This is a genomic window from Pseudoalteromonas sp. SCSIO 43210 (assembly GCF_054133285.1).
This window is the reverse complement of sequence record NZ_CP087225.1, coordinates 1101824-1122297: the sequence shown is the minus strand read 5'-3', so window position 1 is coordinate 1122297 and position 20474 is coordinate 1101824. Positions and strand designations below refer to the sequence as shown.

Below are 20474 nucleotides of genomic sequence, written 5' to 3'. Positions count from 1 at the left end.
GGAGAAAAATAATGAAGTTGAACAAATCAATTCTAAGCTGCGCGGTTGCAATTGCAATGAGTACTAGCTTTGCCTCATATGCTGAAACAGGTAATAAATCAGTATCTAGCTCTGAACTTAACACCAAGGTATCTATTGCAAGTACAGCTAATTCAATGACACTTGCTCAAACATTAAACAACAATACGGCATTGTTAATACAAAATGGCGATAGCAATACCATGCTTGTCACAACAACAGGCAATAATAACGATACAGAAGTAACCCAAGCACAGTTTGGTAACTATGCTGAAGTAACTACAATTGGTGATAGCAACTCACAAGCATACGCTCAAGATGGTACTGCGAATGGATTAATAACCGAAGTTACTGGTAATAATAACCTCTTACTTGTAACACAGGTTGGCCAAGGTGTTTTGGTCAATAACGAAGCTATAAATACAGTAACTGGTGATGACAACTTGATTGAAGTAGAACAAGGCACTGGCGGTCATTGGTTCTACAACATGGATATGCAAGGTAATGGCAACGAAATAACTTCGCTGCAAACGGGTGAATGGCATGAAGCTGAAATAACAATGCTCACTGGCGATCAAAATACACTCGATTTAGAGCAAGCAGGTTACTGGAACACCTTTAAAGTCAGTTCTTTACAAGGTAACGACAACGAGCTTGATATTGAGCAAGATGGCGATCGTAATGCGGTAACACTCAGTGCTATTTCTGGCGACGCTAACGAGTTTTCCATTGAACAAGATGGCAATACAAATGCTGTAACATTTGCAGCGGTTGTGGGTAATGATAACGAAATAGACATTGACCAAGAAGGCAGTAACAACACCGCAGACTCAGCGTTATTTGAAGGTCAAAACAATGAAGTAACCATTACTCAAGTAGATACATACAACACTGCTACCGCTGAACTTATTGGTGATAATAATGAGCTAACAAGTAATCAAAATGGTTTGTTCAATGACGCTTACATGGGCGTGTTAGGTTCTGATAATGAATTTACGATTGATCAGGTAGGTGAATTTAACTCAGCACATTTAGTTAACTTCAATGGCTCTGATAACGACATAAATCTAACACAAACAGGCCAAGATAATACCGCTGTTGTGGAGTCGTCTTACCCAGACACTTCACTTACTTCAAACGATAACGATATTGATATTGTTCAAGATGGTTCTCTAAATGAAACAATGCTAACACTTGCTGGCATTTTAGACAGTAACGGTAGTCAAATTGATATTGCTCAAACTGGCGAAATGAATGTTATTGATTTAATGGTTGAAGGCAATGACCACAGCATTGATATTTCACAACAAGGTGAAAATAACTGGGTTGGCGGAACAGAGCAATCAGCCTTTTTAGTTGGCGGTGAAAACGTATCATTTAGCGTAACTCAGCTGGGTAACGATAATATTGTTGAAGGCTCTGTCATTGGCTTTAACAGTACAGTATCTGTTACTCAAATGGGTGATGGTAATACGGCAACAATTACACAAATGTAATTGCAAAGGTTGGGGAGAGTAACTCTCCCCTTTTAATTATGAACAATAAAAAAAATAGCTTCGCTGGTTTCTTATTCGTAATTTCATTATCTTTTAGCACTGCAGGTTATGCAGCTGATGAGTTGGAAATAGACGGTTTATTACTCGATAGAAGCATTAGTCGCTTTGGTCATCAATTTTATTACGAGTTCTCAAATTACTGGCGAGACTTACCCTCAACTGCAGGGTTTAATATTGAAATTAAAGAAACAGTAATCCCAAAAGCAGGCACTAAACTTTCTTTAATAATGAACAATAGACTGGTGTATGCAACATACTTAGGCCGAAGGTTAGAGCCATTAGATGAACGTGTTGAACAAGCCGTGTATACCGTAATTGATGCAATGGCTCGTGAAAATATGGCAGTGTCGTCTCCCGATATGGCCATAAATGGATGGTAAAATGAGAATAATAATATTTATAATAACAACATTAAGCTTTTCAGCCGCCGCGACTGAAATAATTTATACCCCAATTAACCCAAGCTTTGGCGGTAATCCTCTCAATGCGAATATGCTACTTAGCAAAGCACAAGCTCAAAATAAACATAAAGCGCCAGTAATAGAAAAAAGTTACACCGAGCAATTTCAAGATTCTTTAGAACGCACTTACTTAAATCGAATGGTAAGAGAAATAACAGATATGGCGTTTGGTGAAAACATAGACGACAGTATTTTCAATCAAGATTCCATATTTATGAGTGGCGATTACCAAATAGAAGTTATAACCAGTACCACAGATAGCATTACCGTAAGAATAACAAATATAATTGATGACACCGTGGTGATCATTGAAGTACCGAGGTTTGGATAATGTATAAACTACTTATAACAATTGTAGTTCTTAGCTTAACGGGCTGCGCAAGTTTGGGAAATTTAATACCACCACAGCAGCAGCAAGCAATGAGCTTAGAACCAACAGAAATTTTTTCTGATTTAAAAAACCTACCCAAACCCATGGGTAGTATTCCTGTTTCAGTTTATTCATTTAGAGATCAAACAGGTCAATATAAACCGCAAACAAATGTGAGCTCATTTTCTACCGCTGTAACTCAGGGGGCTAATTCAATACTAATACAAGCCTTACATGAGTCGGATTGGTTTACACCGGTTGAACGTGAGGGTCTGCAAAATATACTAACAGAGCGAAAAATCATTCGAGCGGCTCAATCAGATAATCCAAATCAACCAGATTTACCCCCATTAACAACCGCCAAAATAATTTTAGAAGGCGGTATTATTAGCTACGACACCAATGTAAAAACAGGTGGTTTAGGTATGGAATACTTTGGAATAGGCGCATCAGAGCTTTACCGTGAAGATGCTATTTCAATATACTTACGTGCTGTTGATGTACGAACAGGGCAAGTATTACTATCGGTAGCAACCAGCAAAAAAGTACTGAGCCAAGAAATGCGTGCCGGATTTTTTAGGTACGTAAGTTACAAACGATTAGCTGAAGCAGAAGCTGGCTTTAGTGATAACGAACCTATGAGTATTTGTGTTACCCAAGCAATAGAAAAAGCACTTACAGACCTAATAACAAAGGGCATTGATAAAGGGTTATGGGCCAAAAAAGTAAGTTAATAATTAAGATAAATAAGGCTACTTTTAAGTCGCCTTATTTATACAAAAATTTGATCCTGAAAAGGTTATTTAGCCATTGGCAGTAAAACAGAAATATAACGTTGTGCCCAATTAGCTAGTTCTACTCGATTACGCGAACTAGTTTTTTTAAACGCACTGTATAAATGGGTTTTTACTGTGTGGTCACTTATATTAAGTTTATCGGCAATAGCATTATTACTGGCACCTTGCGCTATGAGATAAATAACCGATTTTTCTCGTTTAGTTAAATGATCATAATCATCTTTTTTTATTTCTATACCATCGTACAAACTGTTAAATGATGATGCTACAGCCAAAATATCATTGAATGCGATTGAAATAATTTTTCGTGCAAACCAGAGTTCACCAGCATTTATTTTAACTAATCCTTTAAAAATAACTTCTGGAGGATCCGATTTATAAAATACGCCATTGAAATGATTGAGAAGTAAGTTCTTTTCACATACCGTTTCTCGCTCAACATTAAAGACAACAACGTTACAGTGCTTCGCTAAGCAAATTAAATCGGTGGGAATAAGGTCTTGCCAATTATTTTTAGTGCCATCAATCAAAAACAAATCATAATGCGATCGTTCTTCTAGCTGAGGTACTGTGTCATCCATTTTTATATCGGTAAACAGCGCTTGTAGTGTTCTTAATATAGCGGTGTAACTATGAGAGTGGAAAGATGACTGAAAAGTTGTTCTTACAAACACGTGATTTTTATGTGACATAAATTTCATCCATGAAACGTTTATGCAACATTACCTAAGTTATAGGTAACATACAATCCGATAATGGTATTAAAAAATTATAAGTAACCCAATTATTTAAAACTCTGGATTATTTAATAACGTATAAAATCTTGCCGTTACACCATTAGTCCAACCAAAACCCTGCTGTACTTGATATTCACCACCACTGGCTAAAACCGCTGGTGTGCACACATTGTATTTTTCGAGTAAACACTTATTTGCTGCAAAGTTTTGCTCAACCATATTTACCCAATTTTGCATTATATGTGTACTCAATTGTGTTATACCGTAGTTATTAAGCCCTTTTACCGCAAACCATTGTAGTGGAGCCCAACCATTTGGACTATCCCACTGCTGAGCCGTTTGAGTAATAGTTGTAACAATGCCACCCTCTTTTAAAAATTCATTGGCTAATCTTGTAGCTACCTTAGTTGCTTGCTCATTACTGGCTAAATTAACAAATAAAGCAGTAGTTGCCGCTGCACTAAGTATTGGAGATTGAGTCGTTGTACGGCAGTTATAATCAACAAAAAAACCGGTTGGTTCATTCCAAAGGTAAGCATTAATAAGCGCCTTGCGATTGCTAGCAAGTAATTGGTAATGCTCTGCTTGTTCACTATTGCCGAGCAATTGAAAGAATTTGCTTAACTGATTCTCTAAGTTATACATAAGGCAGTTTAAATCTATAGGAACAATATCAGTTGTTTGAATAGAGCTTAGTAAATTAGATTCACCAAGCCAACGAGAACTAAAGTCCCAACCCGACTCACATGCGGCGCGAATATTACGATAAAAATCAGATTTTTTCTCCTTCGCCAACCCTTCCGCTAGCGCTAAATCTTCACGCAATGACTCTGCCCTTGGCTCACTTACATCGTCCCAATAACGATTTAAAATACCACCACAAGGCATTCTTACTACCCGCTTTGAGCTCAATACATTAGTCGAAAGCAACTGAGCGCCTTGCATCCAAAATATATATTCTTTTTCAAGTGCTGCAACACACATAGCAAGCCATTGCGTATTGAGTGATTTACTATGCGTATGTTCCCATAATAATTCGACCATGAGTGCTAAAATAGGTGGCTGCGAGCGTGATAAATAATAGCGACGGTTACCATTTGGAATACAACCATAATCGTTAATTAAATCGACAAAGTTAAGTAGCATATCTTCAACTACATCACCTTTATCTGCATCGATTAAACCCAATGCTGTAAAATAACTATCCCAATAGTAAATCTCTTGAAAGCGCCCGCCAGGCACAATATAGCTGTGCTTTAGTGCTAGTAATGAATCTTGCTTTGGGGTATCCGCCTCTCTTCTAAGGCCACTCCACAACGAGTTTATATAATGTTTAACCGATGTCGTATCAGCCTCAGTGCTCATTGCTAGCACTGGGGAAGTAATAAAGTGTGCGTTTACAAACTCACTAAGCTGCGTATTAGTTAAAGGCGCTAATTGCTCATAACTTTTACATGCACTTTGCCAATTAACACGCGCAATTGCATCTGCGAATGTTTTACAGTCGCTAAATACATGCTGCGTTTGAACATCTTTAAATAATTGGCTGTCAAAAAAACTCATAACTTTCCTTACTGTTAAGCTGTCGTTGCATGTTGCGAAATAGCGTCGGTTCGCTTTTTGAAAAAAATCACGCTGATAAAAATCAAACTAATGGGTACCAAAGAAAGGTAAAATGCATGCTGCCCACTAAAATTCTCAAACACATAACCAGTTATTATTGAACCGGTTGTTCCTCCAAGTGCTGAAAAAACCACAATTAAACCAGTCATAGCTGCATGGCGATGTTTTTCAAGAGCGCTGAGCATAACTGAGTTAAGTACCGGATAAATAGGCGCCATGAAAAAACCAATTAACGGTAAAATAAATGCAGCAAGTGGTGCATCAAATAAACTAATTACTGTATTTTCAGTAACATTCTCAGTAAGCGGTAGGGTAATAAGTATGAGGCCAGCCATCGCAATTAAACAACTGCTCAATACAACAAACCAGTGAATGTGTTTAAGTACTTGCCCTGCCACTAAGCGCCCAAATGCAAGTGCCGCAGCAAAAATACTGGCCAGCTGGATACTAATAGCCACAGGGAGTTTTAAAACTTCATTATTGAATGTGGGTAGCCAAGTACCTACGCCCTGCTCAATTAATACGTATAAAAAAGCGCTAATTATAAATATGAGTACCAACGGTTGATATGTTAGCTTAAGCATGGCGATAAAATCGAACCAACCGGAGCGTTTAGTTTTACTTATAATGGCGGGCTTTATAGGCGCAGCAATTACGCTCGCTATAACAATTAGGGTTAGCGCTGCCAGTAAGTAATAAACGTTGAGCCACGCGGTTGAATCGTTTGGATCTATAAAAGCAGTAAAAATCCAATAGCCACTTAACACACCAACCATGAAAATGCCTTCAATGGTGTTTAACAATGAAGAGTGGCTATTTGCATCATCTGTCACTTGGCCGATAATAGAGTAAACCGACACTTTAACCACAGCAAAGCCACAACCAATGGCGGCAAATAAAATTTTAAACGCATAAAAGTCACTAATTAAAGCCGTACTTACACAAGCAAGGGCAACAACAGTAAGTGCCCCAAGCATGGCCAGTTTATAGCCTAGGCGAGGAATAAACGAAGCCACTACAAATGACATTATCGCAATGGATAAATCTTTAAACCCCTCAAGCACTGAAGCTTCTGTTTTACTTACCCCAAGGGTATTTATTGCCTGCAAAATAACGGTGCCCACGCTATTTAACAAAATAGCGAAAATAAAGTAACTTGCTGCAATTGCCAGTGTGACTTTTGTTTTACTCATAATTACCCTCGCTTTAAAGCGTTATTTAAACGCTATAACGACCTTTATTGTATGCCCATAACAAGTGCATACACAGTGTGTGTTTATATCAGTGAGGTTTGAGTTTAGTTTAGAACAGCCCCCAATGCAATCGTTTGCATTTTAAATTTAACATTAACTCAACATGATTTATAAACTATCGTTTACTTGATTGGCGGGTAATCAGTTCAATATCAATTACTTGTGATTCAACTTTTTCACCAGCTAGTTGCTGCATCAACTTTTGAACTAATAGCGTGGCTGCGTACTGTGTGTTTTGTCGGATAGTTGATAATGAAGGGTGGCTAATGTCGGCCATAGCAATATCATCAAAACCTACTAGAGCGACATCATTAGGAATGCTTACATAACGCTCTTTTAAGGCTTTCATGGCACCTAAGGCAACCATATCACTACATGCAACTATAGCATCAAAATAAAGGCCTTTTTCACGCAGTAATTGGTTAATTGACTGATACGCTGAGCTACTTGTAATATCAATAGATACAACATGTTGCTCTAATTTATGGGATGCTAATGCGACAGAGTACCCTCTGTGACGCTCACTAATTTCACCATGTTCTGGATCGCCTAAAAATACAATGTTTTTAGCTCCGTGCTCTATTAAATGCGTGGTTGCTTGCAAGCCTCCCAAGTAATTGTCACTTCCTACAATGGGGTAGTTGCTAGGTGTTTTAGGATCTCCCCATACCACCAGTGGAATACCTGCGTTAGCTGCATTTTCTATATTGGTTTGGTTTTTACCTTGACCTACAACAATAATACCGTCTGCACGGCGGCTATTAATAAAATAATTAGCCCAATCGTCTTGCGCCATGATTGAATTAGATAGTAAAAGCTCTAATCCTTGCTGATTAAGTGCAAGATTAATTTCGCTCACTACTTTAAGTAAAAACGGATCGCTAATCGACTGCTCTGTTTGTTCGTCAAGGTTAATTATAACCGCAACTACATTGGTTTTTTGTGTCCGCAACCGACTTGCAGCCGTATTAAGACTAAAATTATGCTCTTTAGCTAAGCGCTGAAGTTTATCGCGCGTTTCTTGTTTAATTAGCGGGTTATCATTAAGCGCACGCGAAACTGTAGAGGTAGACACGCCTGCTAGTTTCGCTAAATCAGTTAATTTAATTTTTTTGTTATTCATGATCTTCCTAAATAGTCGCTTACCACTGATCAATACAATTATCTAACTCGCTGACAATATAGCATTATTATTTTTTGCTGGCGCGAACAACGACCCAAAAAGTGTTTAACATATAAATAAGCTCAATAAATAAACTATATAAATTCATAAATAATTTACAAATAAATATTGCAAACGTTTGCATTTATCTCTAAGGTTTCAATATACACAGTCTATTTACAATGATTTTTAGTAAAAAGACTGCAGAAATACACTGTTTAATACACTAAAAACGGGATCACACACATGAAAATCAGTAAAGCAAAAAGTACACTAGCGTGTGCCATTACTTTAGCGCTTAGCACTCAATGCGCATTTTCTGCAGAGCAAACACAAGAAAAACAAAAAGTTGAGCGTATTGTAGTATCGGGAACACCCACAGGTGTTGGAATAAGAAAAATAGATGCCAGCTATGCGGTAACTAATATCGATAGTGAACAAATTATTAAATTGTCCCCAAAAAGCACCGCTGACTTATTTAAAGCAATACCTGGAGTTTGGGTAGAAAGCTCAGGTGGTGAGTCAGGTGCGAATGTATTTGTTCGTGGTTTTCCTGGCGGTGGAGATGCCCCATTTTTAACGCTAAGTATTGAAGGTTCACCAATTTACCCAGCGTCAACCTTATCGTTTTTAGAAAATTCATCAATGTTTCGTGTTGATGAAACCATTGAAACTGTAGAAGCACTACGTGGTGGCCCAAACCCTGTTTTATCTAACGGACAACCAGGGCTAACAACCAACTTTAGGTTAAAACGTGGTGGCGAAGAAACAGAAGGCTTATTTAAATACACAACTTCTGATTACGACTTACAGCGCATTGATGCTGTAATGAGTGGTGAAATTACTGACGATTTATACTTTATGGTTGGCGGGTATGTAAAAAGTTCACCAGGTATTCGTGATGCGGGCTTTACGTCAGAAAAAGGCAGCCAATTTACAATTAACATCACTAAAAACTTAGATAAAGGCGAGCTTAACTTTTATACCCGCCAAACTGACGACCACGGCGCGTGGTACTTACCAACGCCACTCAATGTTGATGGTATTGACGCACAATACACACAACTAGGCACGCTAAATCGCCAAGCAACAATATTTACAGGGCCAGATTCGCAAGCACACGATATTGACTTAGGTGATGGCCGAGGCTGGGACGGTCATGTTTCAGGCGGTAGTATTAAGCTCGAACTTAAAAATGGTTGGCACTTTTCAGACCGTTTTAACATTACTAAAGGCGATGCAAACACCTACGGTTTAGTACCAAGTGGCTCAGCAACAACCATTGGCGCAGTCGCTGATAACGGTCAAACGGCGTTTGGGTCAGTAACAAATACTGAATATGCAAGCGCTACACCTATTCAACAGCTTGGACGATGGGTGGTGCTTAAAGAAATTAGCTCATTTACTAATGATTTAGCTTTTTCAAAAAAGTTTGGTGATTTATCAACAACATTTGGTTACTACACCGCAAGCACTTCGGCAAAAGATTGGTGGAGCTTAGGTAACACTGCATACCATGTACTTGAATCAGGTGGCGAAGCATTAACCGGTATTGAATGTAACCAAAGCACCGATGGCTGTGATTTTAACTACGATATTAGCTCAACAGGTGATGCCCGAACTCACGCGTTTTATGTTACTGGTGAATACAAATTTGCTGATGCGTTCACACTGGATGTTGGCGTACGTCAAGAAAACCACGAAGTACATTACAGTGTAGATGAAGGCCTTGACGGCATTATTACTAAAGCCGTTAGCTACGATGAAAGTAAAACCTCTTGGACTACAGGTTTAAACTACTCAATTAACAATGATATGGGTGTGTTTGCCCGTGTTAACCGTGGTTATAAAATGCCGTATTTTGATGATTTTAGAGATAATTTTGATGCTTACCAAGGTGGCGAAAAGCTTATTAAAGAAATTACTCAAGGTGAACTAGGTTATAAATTAATTACTGAATCAACCGACTTTTATGCAACCGTATTTGTAAACGAAGTAAAAGGCGACACCTTTGTACGTCGCCCAGGTGTACCAGCAGAAATTTTAACAAATGAAGCGTACGGTATAGAGCTCGATTATAACTTTAACCATGAGTCTGGTTTTTCTGTTAATTTAAACACCACATTACAAGATGCTGAAATTACTCAAAGTCCAACAAACGATGGCAACCAATCCCAGCGCCAACCAAAATGGCAAGTACGTGTAACGCCAAGTTACGACTTTGAGCTACAAGGTATGTATGCAACTTTATACGGTACACTTTCAGCGGTTGATGATCGCTTTGGCAATAACGAAAACACTGTAACACTCGATGGCTACGAAAAAGTTGATTTAGGTTTAATACTAGAACCAATGGAAGGCATTAAGCTTCAAGTAGCAATAGATAACTTAACGGATGAGCAAGGCATTACAGAAGGTGATCCACGTAATGCTGATGCACCAAATGGTCGTTACATTATGCCTCGTACAACGCGCTTTAGTGTAAGTTACGCGTTTTAAATAAAATACAATATAAAGGGAGCATTCGCTCCCTTTCACTTTAATTAACCTAAGAAAATAAATTTAAAGGATAAAGTGAATTACTCAATACTCGCTTTTAATTTATTTAACGCATCAACCGAAAAACCTCGGTCATAAAAATATAAAATTTCGCCGCTGTTATTTATAAGTACCACACGTGAGTTATTTGGGCTTTGATTACCTGTAAACTTTTGTACCGCTTCACCATCTTTATAAATAGTAATTACCCCGCCCCATAATTCTTTAGGTATGCCTTTGCGCATACCGCTGTCTATAAATGTGCTAAACATACGTGGTGCCATACCTGCAATGGTTGGTAGTTCGTAAGTTGGAAGCGTTACACCCGCCATATCTAAACCAATTAACCAACGGTCTATATCAAACTGGCTGTCTTGCTTGTAACCAATAAGCAGCAGTGTTTTATCTGCGTTAAAGTCGCGGGGTATAGTCACTATGTTTTGCTCTAAGCTTTCACCGCTAATATTGGGAAACTGCTTACCTGTAACGTGCTGATTTGGGTACTGCGATGTACATGCGCTCAGTAATATAAAAATAAAAACACTTAGTATTGATTTCATTATGATTAAGTTCCTAACATTTTGGTTTTATAATAACGTTTGTTTATATGTTTTAAAAATTACAAATATCTAAATTCAAACACTCTGTTTTGCCATATATTCATGAAACTTATCAACCTTCATTGGTCGGCCGTACTTCCAACCTTGCCCGTAATGCACTCCCGCAGTTTTTAAAATAGCTTCTTGCTCACTAGTTTCGATGCCCTCTGCAACACAGGTATAATTAAACTTTTTCACAAGCTCCATAATGTTCGGGATCATAGAAGCCTTTAAACCCTCAGTTGCTATATCTTGCACAAATGTACGGTCTATTTTTAACTGATGAAAGCTCAAATTTTGTAAATTTTTTAAATTAGAATAACCCGTACCAAAATCGTCTAATGACAAGTTAAAACCCGATTTAACCAACGTTCTAAAATGTGCATGAGCAATACTGGTATCAAGGTATTCATCTTCGGTAATTTCAAGACAAATAATAAATCGAGAATTAGTAAGTTCAGAAACTTGCGTTAAAGATGATACATTTCCTTGCTCTACATCACATGGAAATATATTAAGCGATACTTTAAAACCCTCAGGTAAAATATCAATAGCTGTAAGTTCCTTGAGCACCTTTGCAATCATTGCTTCAGTGAATTTCCAAGTTAAATTATTTTTTCTGAGTAACGGAATAAACTGATCTGGGTAGAGTGTTCCATATTTATCTTTAAAACGAGCAAGTACTTCACAACCTATTACTGTGCCTGTTTGCAAACAAATAATAGGTTGGTAGGTCCAATAAAAAGAGTTTTTATTTAAGCCTAAACGAATACGATTAAATGTAGAACGACGATCGGCAATCAGATTATCAACAAGTAATGCACTCGATACTCCAGCCAAGCAGGTTAAAATGAGGGATATAATTAGTAAAAAGTGATTTTTAGCAAAAAAATTATTCCAAGGCATATGAAGTGCAACGCAGTAATTGCTATTTTGTTCACTGCATATCAGCTGCCTTTCATAAGGAAGATAAACATTATTGACTAACGTATCGTAAACACCACTTTGCCCTGCCAAATGATTAATAGAACGCTTATGTTTATAAACAACTTCCCACATGGGTGAGCTAATTACGTCATCATTGAATACTTTAGTATCTATTATTAGATTGTAGTCACCTTGACGCACTATAATAACTTCCATTGGGCGGTCACTAAACAACAATAAATACAATTGAGGTTCAAAGCGTACTCGAATATTTTCATCTACAATAATATAATCTGGGCTTTTATCATTAATAACTTTATCTAACAACCCAGCTCCTGTAGTACATACAAGCTGATCGTTCTTGAAAAAACCTATATCTATTACATATTTTGCATCAAATAAAGCACGACGCATCTCAAGCAACGTTGCTTGGTCACATTGTTTAAAACCGAGGTTATTTAATGGAGTAAGAATTCTGCGCCGTTCTTGTACTGCGGTATCGATATGCTTAACTAGGTGTGTAGCGTCTTCACTTATTGTAGCTGCTAGCTTTTGGCCTGCAAAATAAAGTAGTATCAAGCTCCCTGTCACAAAAACCAAGATGCCAGTTAGCAGTGCTATTATTGATTTCTTATGGCCTTTTTTCATCGTATCCTTACTAATATAGTGTGTGCTTTAAATACACATTTTATAAATACATAATGACTTAAAAAATAAATAAATGGCTTAACCAAGTTTACTTTTTCACAACGTCGTAAAGCGTTTTGGCTATTACTTGATGCTGACTCTCACAAATATGAATTCCATCTTCTAGTGATACGTGCACTAAAGATTGAAGATCAATAAATATAATTTTTTTATTTTGTGCAATATTTTTGAATTGCTCTTTTAGCGCAACGTTTTTGCACTCCGCACCTTCATAAACATGCTTGTAAGGGCCTCTACAACGTACAAAGGCCGGGCTCAAAATAATTATTTTTGGCTTTTCATCATGTTGATTATTTAAACTATAAAAATCACAAATATCATTAATTAAATTATTTAGCCCCAGAGCAATGCATTCTGGAGCTAAATTAAAACGCTTTTTCAGATCGTTTGTCCCAAGTGCAATAATAATTACATCGAGCGCATACTCTTCCAAATAAGGTTTTAAATAACTAACACCCGAAAGTGAACCGTTATACGGCGGATGGTTTACTAAGGTACGATTGGGTTGCCCTGCTTCAATAATATTAAAGCCTGACCCTAATTTTGTGGCTAATTGTGATGTCCAACGAATACTTTCGTCAAAACGCCCTCCTGTAACGGGGTTTAAACCCCAAGTATTAGAGTCGCCAAAGCATAAAATGTTTTTTATCATTAAAATGGATTCAACGTATAGCCTTGCTGTTGTAGTTGGGCATGAGCAGTCATCGCAGAAAGTGACATTTTAACGCCTGGAATAAGCTGTTCAGGAGTAACTTTAAAATGTGTAGCTGACTGACCACACACAAAAACCTGTGTATTATTTACGAGTAATTGTTCAATTAAGTACCGGTTTTTATTATCAATATTAAACCGCTTTTTATATTCGCTATTAGCTAACACGTCAACACTTGCGCTACCGTGCACAACTAAAGCGAGTTGTATATTTTCAGGCTTTACACCATGCGCTACATGCATGTTAATAAAACGCGCTAACGAATTTATTGAATTATTTTGCGCGCCTTCTTTGGCTCCCTCGCTAACATCAAAAGCTATTCTAAACGAGGTAGAAGCACTAATTGGCTCGTGTTTTGGTACATTATAGAAGCTGCCAAACCCTTTGATCGGGAGTTCATTAGCTTGTGAAAGCGGACTAATAAGTAAAAGTAATAGTAAATATTTCATAAATCCTGTGTTTTTAAGTAATCAAGCCTATTTAATATACTACCAAAAGCAGGGCGTGTTGATCTTTTTGGATGAAGTTCGTTCAAATTAAAGACTGTTTAATTACGATGCAAAACTTGTAATCAATAAATGAAAGAAGTGCAACACCTTCGCTCTGCTCGAACAGCGTTTATGGGATGTTATTTCTATAAAGGAGTAATAACACGCAGCCGCTATATTGCCTGCGTGTTAACATCTAAAAATAAACACCCCGTCGAGGAATAGGTTGTTTATTATGCTACCGATTGCGTATTTTTATGGCTATGATTTACAAAGCGCATACCTAAATAACCAAAGGTTTGCTTAAACATCTGTACAAAGGCATCAGGGGCTTCAAAAGAAGAGGCATTTGATAGCAACGAAAACTCTTTTGTACGTAACGCGCGTAACTTAGGCTTTAAGTTTTCGTCGTCCATGTAATCTGTGATCCGATCGATAAACGATTTCATTTGTACCGTGGTGTTATACCAATACACGGGGGATGCAAAAATCCAATGTTCATAATCGAGTAACGACTCAAAAACAGTATAAAAATCATCATTTTTATAGTTCTTACTATAGCAGTATGGCGGTATTTTATAGTCATCAAGACAAATAACGCGAATATCATTTTGCTCTGCATAACTATTAGCATGCGCTGATGTATTTCCTTCTCTACGTGCACTTGAATAAATTATTACTGAATTTTTTTTAATTTTATATTGCATTTAACTCGCTCCTTTTTTATGTTGGGAGCAGCTTAAAACCTCAACCATTATTGAGGTCAATATATGGATTTAAAATGAGCACAGAACAAAAAAAATTAACAGAAGCTAACCTAACCGTCGGCTATGTGGCAAAAAGAAGTGGTGTAAAAGTATCAACCCTACATTTTTACGAAACTAAGTATTTAATAAGAAGCTGGCGAAATAGTGGTAATCAGCGTCGATATAAACCCGATGTACTTCGCCGTGTAGCGGTTATAAAAGCAGCGCAAACAATGGGAATTACGCTAGAGGAAATTAAAAACACGCTAGCCACACTACCAGACAACAGAACCCCGACCAAGCAAGACTGGTCAGCGCTTTCTAAGCATTGGCAAGCACAGCTCGACGATCGCATTGCTTATATGCAGCGTTTACGTGACAAAGTAGATGGCTGTATTGGTTGTGGCTGTTTATCACTTAAAAACTGCCCTATTTACAATAAGGATGATCATTTAGGAGAGCAACAAAGTGGTGCTGTATTGTTAGATAAAGTTGATAATACCAATTCTCCTAATTAAGTGATCTATTTTGAGGTAAAAAAATCGTGTCGATAACAAGACAGAAATTTTTAACGCAGTTAGCGTCAGATTTAATCCCTCAAATTGATTAAGTATTTTTGCGGGTTGGTATAGCAAAAGTAAGAACGTTTGAAATTATTTGTCAGTGCTTTAAACCACTAGGGCTATTTAATCGCACCGCGAGGCTTGTAACCGAGTGAGCTCGGTAACTGCTCATGCGTACTTATTCTTACATCGATGAAAGAATAAGTAAAAATAGAGCAAAGTTTCCGCGTCCTGTTCACGCCCTTACCTGCATTTATGTAAGCAAATACCCCCTAGGACGAACCCAAGGAGAAACGCATGCTTGGCATTTATATTACTTTATCACCTATTTGTGGGAAATAACCACATTGCATAGGCTCTGCCTTGTCTAAAAATAAAACATACTGGTGTAAATTGAACTCCAAAAGATAAACAAGCCCTGAAAGTAGTAACTAACCTGAACTCTGGATAATAAATCAATCTCGAGCAGCTATTTTCAGCGTTAACTAAATTATCTCTTTTAACCTAAACCATTTAAGCCATCTCTAGCAGCTCGGTATAAAGCACCTAACGTAGAATCAAACACCCATTTAATAAAGCTGTAAGTAAGCTCTACAGCTTTATTAATAACTTTACCGGCAAACACTAACATATGCCCTAATAAGCCTAGCGTTTGTACTGCAAATGATGCAGACGCCTTTGCTATTTTATCGATAGTACGAGCAAGCATATCGTAAAACGTTAATCCGGTTCCAATAGCTGCTTGTGCAGCGACAGCGCTGTAATAGCCCGCATCTTTTAACAAGGTGATTAATGCCGCACTTAATTTATCAGACCAATGCGCATTAAATGAAGCTTGGTTTCTATCTTCAAACTTTAAACGCACTGGTGTGCTTAGAAAATGATTAGCTTTTACGGTTAAGTTATTCCAATCACTGCTGTTTGCCGTATTAATATAACCAGGCGTTCCGTCCAACTTATGAGCAGCACCTTTAAGGCCTTGCCCATTATCTAAACGGATTTCTTGCCCATTATACGGTGCATGTGAAAATGGCCATAAAGGGACTTTAGCAACTGGATCAGCGCCATGGGTACAACGGTAAATTTTATCAATTCTCGATGTCGCTGCCCTTGAAAAACCTTCAAGCCCTACTCGCGGTGAGCCAAATGTATACAGCTTTACTGGTAATGAATATTCCGCTTTGATCCAATCAGCGGATAACGTAGCTAAAGCACCACCTAAACTATGACCAACAACATGAACACCACCCGTCATTTTATTCTTAATATTAGCAGTGACAAACTCTTGTAGCTTAGGCTTCATAGTATAAAATGTTTTATTAAACCCCGCATGCACCATACTACCGTTTGAACCACCACTTAAACCAAAATGAGCATCAGTTAAGCCATCACGTATTGTATCGGTCCCTCTAATAGCAATTACAGACTCCCCTTTAAAAGCCCCCGTTCCGTGACCAACTAGGCCAAAACCAGAACTTAATCCAAATAGGTGCGAAATAAAGCCGCCTGATACACCTTGTACTGAACTAGGACTTACAGAAAAGTCAAACTTTCCACGTAAAGCCGGAGATAAAGAGTTATTAATTAGATCCGTACTTTTGATATCTTTGGCATCATAAGCAAGTAACGCGAGTTGTACCGCTTGTGCAGGTGTTAATGTATTCATGCTAAATCCTTTTAAATTGTTTATAAACTAAATTTTACAGGCTGTATAAACTGTAAAAACGTGTTCTTTATCTTCAACAACCGGTATATCGTAAGTTTGAGGCTCTTTTGCAATGTCGCACACTAGATTATTTAAATACTCATTCAAAGTTTTACTTTGCTTATGTAAACCAATTCTGGCAAACCATAAAACAATATCTTTCGAGTTATCTTTTTTTATGTAGATGTGCTGAATTAGAGACCCATTATCGAACATATTCGCTGGCTTAGAGGTTTTAATAACTCGCTCAGGAAAAGAAAAATTACCATTATCGTCTGACGTCGTTTCATCTAAATACTCATCACCAAAAGTGAATGACTTAAATATGGTAATATTCGCAAGTGGTTTACCATCATTTAGCAGTTGACCACTAATCGGAACTGATAAAGTAAAATCCTGCTTTTTTGAAAAGCCAAACATATCTGCAAAAGCCTGTGTTGTAGTAAAAAAAATAACGGTAATAGACACTACTACCAGTAAAGAAATCTTTAAACGTGATAATAACAAAGCAAACTATCTCCCAAGTTTTAGCTATACATTACGTAATATATATTTCTATTTAATTACACTCTTTAAGTGCTTTTTATTTTAAATAAAAAGCGATAATCAAACTTATTAAAACTAAAAACTCTAATAAAATACAATTATACTGCATGCATTTGGAACAAAAAACAACCAGTTTGTTTTTTATCCGTACTGCGCTATACATCAGGGCAAAATCGTAGATTTAACTCTGATTTAAAAGTATGTTCTTATACTGTTTAATGAATGAATATACCGACCTATAACAACCATTGATTTAAGTACTCAACGTTAAAAAATAAGTCGTTAACGGTTTATTTTTTGAAAGTAAGTTTTAAGTTTTAATAACCCAGACTCAAGTTCAAACTTTTGTATTTTAGGATTTTTAAACTTAAAGCCGTTTGAAATATGAGTATTAATCATCGTCGCCATACCTTCAAAGCCATCTGGCGCTGTAGCCACTAAATCAAGAAGTAAAGGCTGAATAAGCGGTCGATGCCCTTCTATTAAAGTGGGGGTCTCGTATATATCGTAAACGAGGTTGGTTAGTGTGTTCTGTTTTTTTTGTTCCATGTAATTTCTATAGCGCTTTAAATTAAAGCGTTAATAGCTCCTTTATATTTCAGTTTTCATTTAATGATTCATTTTCAGCTAATGATGCTTTGGCTTGCTTTTGTATATATTGAGCGCGATGCTCCCAATCGGTCCTATTTGCATAATTTATTACATAATCTGTATGAGAAATCACTTTATTCCACATACCAAGCTTTTGGTAAATAGTTGATAGTTCAAAATGTGCCGAAACAGTTTGAAAATTCATTTCATTATCATGGAGTAAATATAATTCATATAATCGTGCAGATTCTTTTAAATCCTTTTTTACAAAGTGGCCACTTCGGTATATCCAAGCAAGTTTTTTTAAAGCACTATACTCGTTATTTGCAATACGAGAATTAATTTCCTCTAAATAACGAGACCCATCTCCAGTGTGCACGCCTATGTAATACAAAGCCTCCCAATCACCAAGACTATATGCTTTTTCACACCATGCTTCTAATTGATCAGGTGCATGCATTAAGCTCTTTTCGCATTGCTTAGCGGCTTTCTCTACAGTTAGGTTAGAGGAGTTAATATCTATACTAGGAAAAAGTGATGCTCTCAAAACCGAAGAAAATACAAAACACCAAGTAAAGATAATTATTGATATTATTTTTACCATTGTAGTGAACCATCACTATTCACACGCTTTTCAGGTATATGCACTTGAAAAGATTTAACAGATGATTCGTACGGGTAGCCTTCTCGATAAAAATAGCGTTCTTTTAAGAATTTATCCTGATTAGAGTCACCTGAGCAGCGTCTATCACTTATGCAACTTAACCCTCCGATAAAGTCGATAAAGCGTACATTGAAAATATTGTGATCTTTAAGAAATACATCAACACCAGGCTGGTCTGCTGCATTTAGTACAGCATGAAAGCGATGCATAAAAGCAACAACCCTATTCTGACTTGAACGGTTTAATATAGTAGCTAAATTAACTGCCCAAAGTGCGTTTCTATAAGTATGAGTATCAAAGCAATCGCCTCCTATACCCTTCTCTGAAGAGCATACACTATCCATTATATCCATTGTTTCAACTAACACGTCGAGCGCGACTATTTTCATTCCAATATCGCGCGCAGCCTTAACAAGTTCACCATAAGCATGAGGTGTTAAATAGCCATGGGTCCAATACTTATTAAAATACTGCTGTATAACATTAAAGCCTTTACCTGTGCGCTGATAAAAGTCTATTTTTTCCTGCATAGCTCTTGGTAACATTTCGATTGCAAAATGCGTGAAACCAGCCGCTTTTAGCTGTTTGATTGCCTTTATAGCCTCATATTTGTATCCAGCAGTGCTATGACTTGATTCACCAAGCATCACTAAGCGCGCATTACCGGCCATTGTTTTATAATTTACATCCGTGTTTATTTTATTCATTACCTATCCTTGTTTTTCATTTAAATTTCCAAAACACCATTTATCTTTAAATTGCTTGCTGGGGTTGTTTTTTAGCGTAAAAGAAGCAACGTCTTGGAGTGTTAAATTTGTGATATTTATACATACCATAATGAACAGCTAATTTTCAGGTGACTTGCAATACAAATTTTCTAGGGCTGCAATCAGCGACCGATCCGGCACTAAGGAATGTACCGAAACTAGATGCAGGATGGATGAGTCCACAATAAAATTTATTTCTCCATCGGGTACTCTGTACTCATACTTGGATATGACTTTATTTCCCTCATGCAATAAAAAGTTTTTTTCATTACATATAGGGCAAATAGCTATATGCCTTCTCTTATTGATGATTGTGGACTTCGTTAGTGCCGACAAAAACCAGTTTAAGAATATTTTCTTATTTTGCAGTCCACTAAATGTTTTTTCCATTTTAGTCAAATCAATGTGAACATCATTTTTTTTAAAATCTATCATTACTAACACCATGATTCAGTAAATTGTTCAATCATTCTATTTCAGAAATAAACTTTGATGTATTGTCTTCCCAGTCATCGTTTCTTGAAATAAAACTTGCTAATTCGTCTAAATATTTAAAATTAAAGGTATTAGCTAAAACTTTCAAATCTTTCTCTCTTACTTCTCGAAATATTAAAGAAGCAAATAGATTGCTTATCATTTGCTGGTATGTTTTTCCTAAAACTTCATACTCACTTGGACCATCTTCTAGATAGTATTTTATATAAACCTTATCTTCTCTTAAAAATGCGACTATAGAGTTGCTATTTGTAGACCATAATATTAATAGCTGCTCCGGCTTCGGAAACATTTCCGGTGTTGTAAGAAAAATATTAAAAAGAAACTCAGGATTTTCACATGTATGGCAAGTATCCTGAATTAATTCCCCACTCCAAATTAATTCGGGATTAATAAGTATAGACTCATCATTAATAGCCTTAAATAGCTCTTTTTTATCTTTAACCAT

The 20474-nt window shown here is 36.9% G+C and carries 22 protein-coding genes; 6 read left to right on the top strand and 16 right to left on the bottom strand.

What is annotated here, in order from left to right; genetic code table 11:
• The first annotated feature begins 11 nt into the window (after window positions 1–11).
• Genes LOS73_RS05000 through LOS73_RS04985 form a run of 4 tightly spaced genes read left to right on the top strand, consistent with a single transcriptional unit; the run spans window position 12 to window position 3139 of the window.
• Window positions 12–1514, top strand: a complete 1503-nt coding sequence (locus tag LOS73_RS05000; protein WP_149605980.1) for a curlin — start codon at window positions 12–14, stop codon at window positions 1512–1514.
• A 38-nt stretch (window positions 1515–1552) separates the two neighbouring features.
• On the top strand, window positions 1553–1954 hold the full coding sequence (locus tag LOS73_RS04995; protein WP_149605981.1) for a curli production assembly/transport protein CsgE: 402 nt from the start codon (window positions 1553–1555) through the stop codon (window positions 1952–1954).
• Complete coding sequence (locus LOS73_RS04990) at window positions 1944–2366, top strand: curli assembly protein CsgF (RefSeq protein WP_033015061.1); 423 nt, start codon at window positions 1944–1946, stop codon at window positions 2364–2366. The genes LOS73_RS04995 and LOS73_RS04990 overlap by 11 nt, the downstream gene beginning before the upstream one ends.
• On the top strand, window positions 2366–3139 hold the full coding sequence (locus tag LOS73_RS04985) for a CsgG/HfaB family protein (protein WP_007378428.1): 774 nt from the start codon (window positions 2366–2368) through the stop codon (window positions 3137–3139). Before LOS73_RS04990 ends, LOS73_RS04985 begins: the two co-directional genes overlap by 1 nt.
• A gap of 65 nt (window positions 3140–3204) precedes the next feature.
• Here the strand turns inward: LOS73_RS04985 and LOS73_RS04980 are convergent, their stop codons facing one another.
• The 4 genes from LOS73_RS04980 to LOS73_RS04965 all read right to left on the bottom strand — a co-directional run bounded on the left by LOS73_RS04980 (window position 3205) and on the right by LOS73_RS04965 (window position 7938).
• A complete protein-coding gene (locus LOS73_RS04980; RefSeq protein ID WP_008134135.1) occupies window positions 3205–3894 on the bottom strand; it encodes a helix-turn-helix transcriptional regulator in 690 nt (229 codons plus the stop codon).
• A gap of 96 nt (window positions 3895–3990) precedes the next feature.
• Window positions 3991–5502: a trehalase family glycosidase gene (locus LOS73_RS04975; protein ID WP_007378430.1), complete on the bottom strand. Its 1512-nt coding sequence runs from the start codon at window positions 5500–5502 to the stop codon at window positions 3991–3993.
• A 14-nt stretch (window positions 5503–5516) separates the two neighbouring features.
• Complete coding sequence (locus tag LOS73_RS04970; RefSeq protein WP_457934584.1) at window positions 5517–6755, bottom strand: MFS transporter; 1239 nt, start codon at window positions 6753–6755, stop codon at window positions 5517–5519.
• 175 nt (window positions 6756–6930) lie between these two features.
• Complete coding sequence (locus tag LOS73_RS04965; protein WP_457934583.1) at window positions 6931–7938, bottom strand: LacI family DNA-binding transcriptional regulator; 1008 nt, start codon at window positions 7936–7938, stop codon at window positions 6931–6933.
• Window positions 7939–8223: 285 nt separating this feature from the next.
• Here LOS73_RS04965 and LOS73_RS04960 point away from each other — a divergent pair, with 285 nt between their 5' ends.
• Entirely contained in the window at window positions 8224–10476 is a 2253-nt protein-coding gene (locus LOS73_RS04960) for a TonB-dependent receptor (protein ID WP_149605984.1), read from the top strand.
• 80 nt (window positions 10477–10556) lie between these two features.
• Here the strand turns inward: LOS73_RS04960 and LOS73_RS04955 are convergent, their stop codons facing one another.
• The 5 genes from LOS73_RS04955 to LOS73_RS04935 form a co-directional block, all read right to left on the bottom strand.
• Entirely contained in the window at window positions 10557–11075 is a 519-nt protein-coding gene (locus tag LOS73_RS04955; protein ID WP_033028470.1) for a hypothetical protein, read from the bottom strand.
• Window positions 11076–11150: 75 nt separating this feature from the next.
• Window positions 11151–12689, bottom strand: a complete 1539-nt coding sequence (locus LOS73_RS04950) for an EAL domain-containing protein (RefSeq protein WP_457934582.1) — start codon at window positions 12687–12689, stop codon at window positions 11151–11153.
• A gap of 88 nt (window positions 12690–12777) precedes the next feature.
• Entirely contained in the window at window positions 12778–13401 is a 624-nt protein-coding gene (locus LOS73_RS04945; protein ID WP_033028468.1) for a GDSL-type esterase/lipase family protein, read from the bottom strand.
• On the bottom strand, window positions 13401–13910 hold the full coding sequence (locus LOS73_RS04940) for a DsrE family protein (protein ID WP_149605987.1): 510 nt from the start codon (window positions 13908–13910) through the stop codon (window positions 13401–13403). Before LOS73_RS04940 ends, LOS73_RS04945 begins: the two co-directional genes overlap by 1 nt.
• A gap of 272 nt (window positions 13911–14182) precedes the next feature.
• On the bottom strand, window positions 14183–14656 hold the full coding sequence (locus tag LOS73_RS04935) for a flavodoxin family protein (RefSeq protein WP_149605988.1): 474 nt from the start codon (window positions 14654–14656) through the stop codon (window positions 14183–14185).
• A gap of 74 nt (window positions 14657–14730) precedes the next feature.
• Here LOS73_RS04935 and soxR point away from each other — a divergent pair, with 74 nt between their 5' ends.
• Window positions 14731–15213: a redox-sensitive transcriptional activator SoxR gene (gene soxR, locus LOS73_RS04930; protein WP_007377070.1), complete on the top strand. Its 483-nt coding sequence runs from the start codon at window positions 14731–14733 to the stop codon at window positions 15211–15213.
• Between the two features lie 544 nt (window positions 15214–15757).
• On the opposite strand, the gene LOS73_RS04925 is transcribed toward soxR, so the two are convergent.
• From LOS73_RS04925 to LOS73_RS04895, 7 genes are all read right to left on the bottom strand, one after another.
• Window positions 15758–16924 (bottom strand): lipase family protein, encoded by a 1167-nt coding sequence (locus LOS73_RS04925; protein ID WP_008134123.1) that lies wholly within the window; start codon window positions 16922–16924, stop codon window positions 15758–15760.
• A gap of 27 nt (window positions 16925–16951) precedes the next feature.
• Entirely contained in the window at window positions 16952–17470 is a 519-nt protein-coding gene (locus tag LOS73_RS04920) for a DUF6795 domain-containing protein (protein ID WP_008134122.1), read from the bottom strand.
• Between the two features lie 321 nt (window positions 17471–17791).
• Entirely contained in the window at window positions 17792–18058 is a 267-nt protein-coding gene (locus tag LOS73_RS04915; protein WP_008134121.1) for a hypothetical protein, read from the bottom strand.
• Window positions 18059–18107: 49 nt separating this feature from the next.
• A complete protein-coding gene (locus LOS73_RS04910) occupies window positions 18108–18704 on the bottom strand; it encodes a tetratricopeptide repeat protein (protein WP_033028466.1) in 597 nt (198 codons plus the stop codon).
• Entirely contained in the window at window positions 18698–19471 is a 774-nt protein-coding gene (locus LOS73_RS04905) for a ChaN family lipoprotein (protein ID WP_033028465.1), read from the bottom strand. Before LOS73_RS04905 ends, LOS73_RS04910 begins: the two co-directional genes overlap by 7 nt.
• Window positions 19472–19609: 138 nt before the next feature.
• Window positions 19610–19966: a hypothetical protein gene (locus LOS73_RS04900; RefSeq protein ID WP_457934581.1), complete on the bottom strand. Its 357-nt coding sequence runs from the start codon at window positions 19964–19966 to the stop codon at window positions 19610–19612.
• 31 nt (window positions 19967–19997) lie between these two features.
• The gene (locus tag LOS73_RS04895) at window positions 19998–20474 is read right to left on the bottom strand and encodes a hypothetical protein (protein ID WP_457934580.1); all 477 of its coding nucleotides are present in this window, start codon (window positions 20472–20474) and stop codon (window positions 19998–20000) included.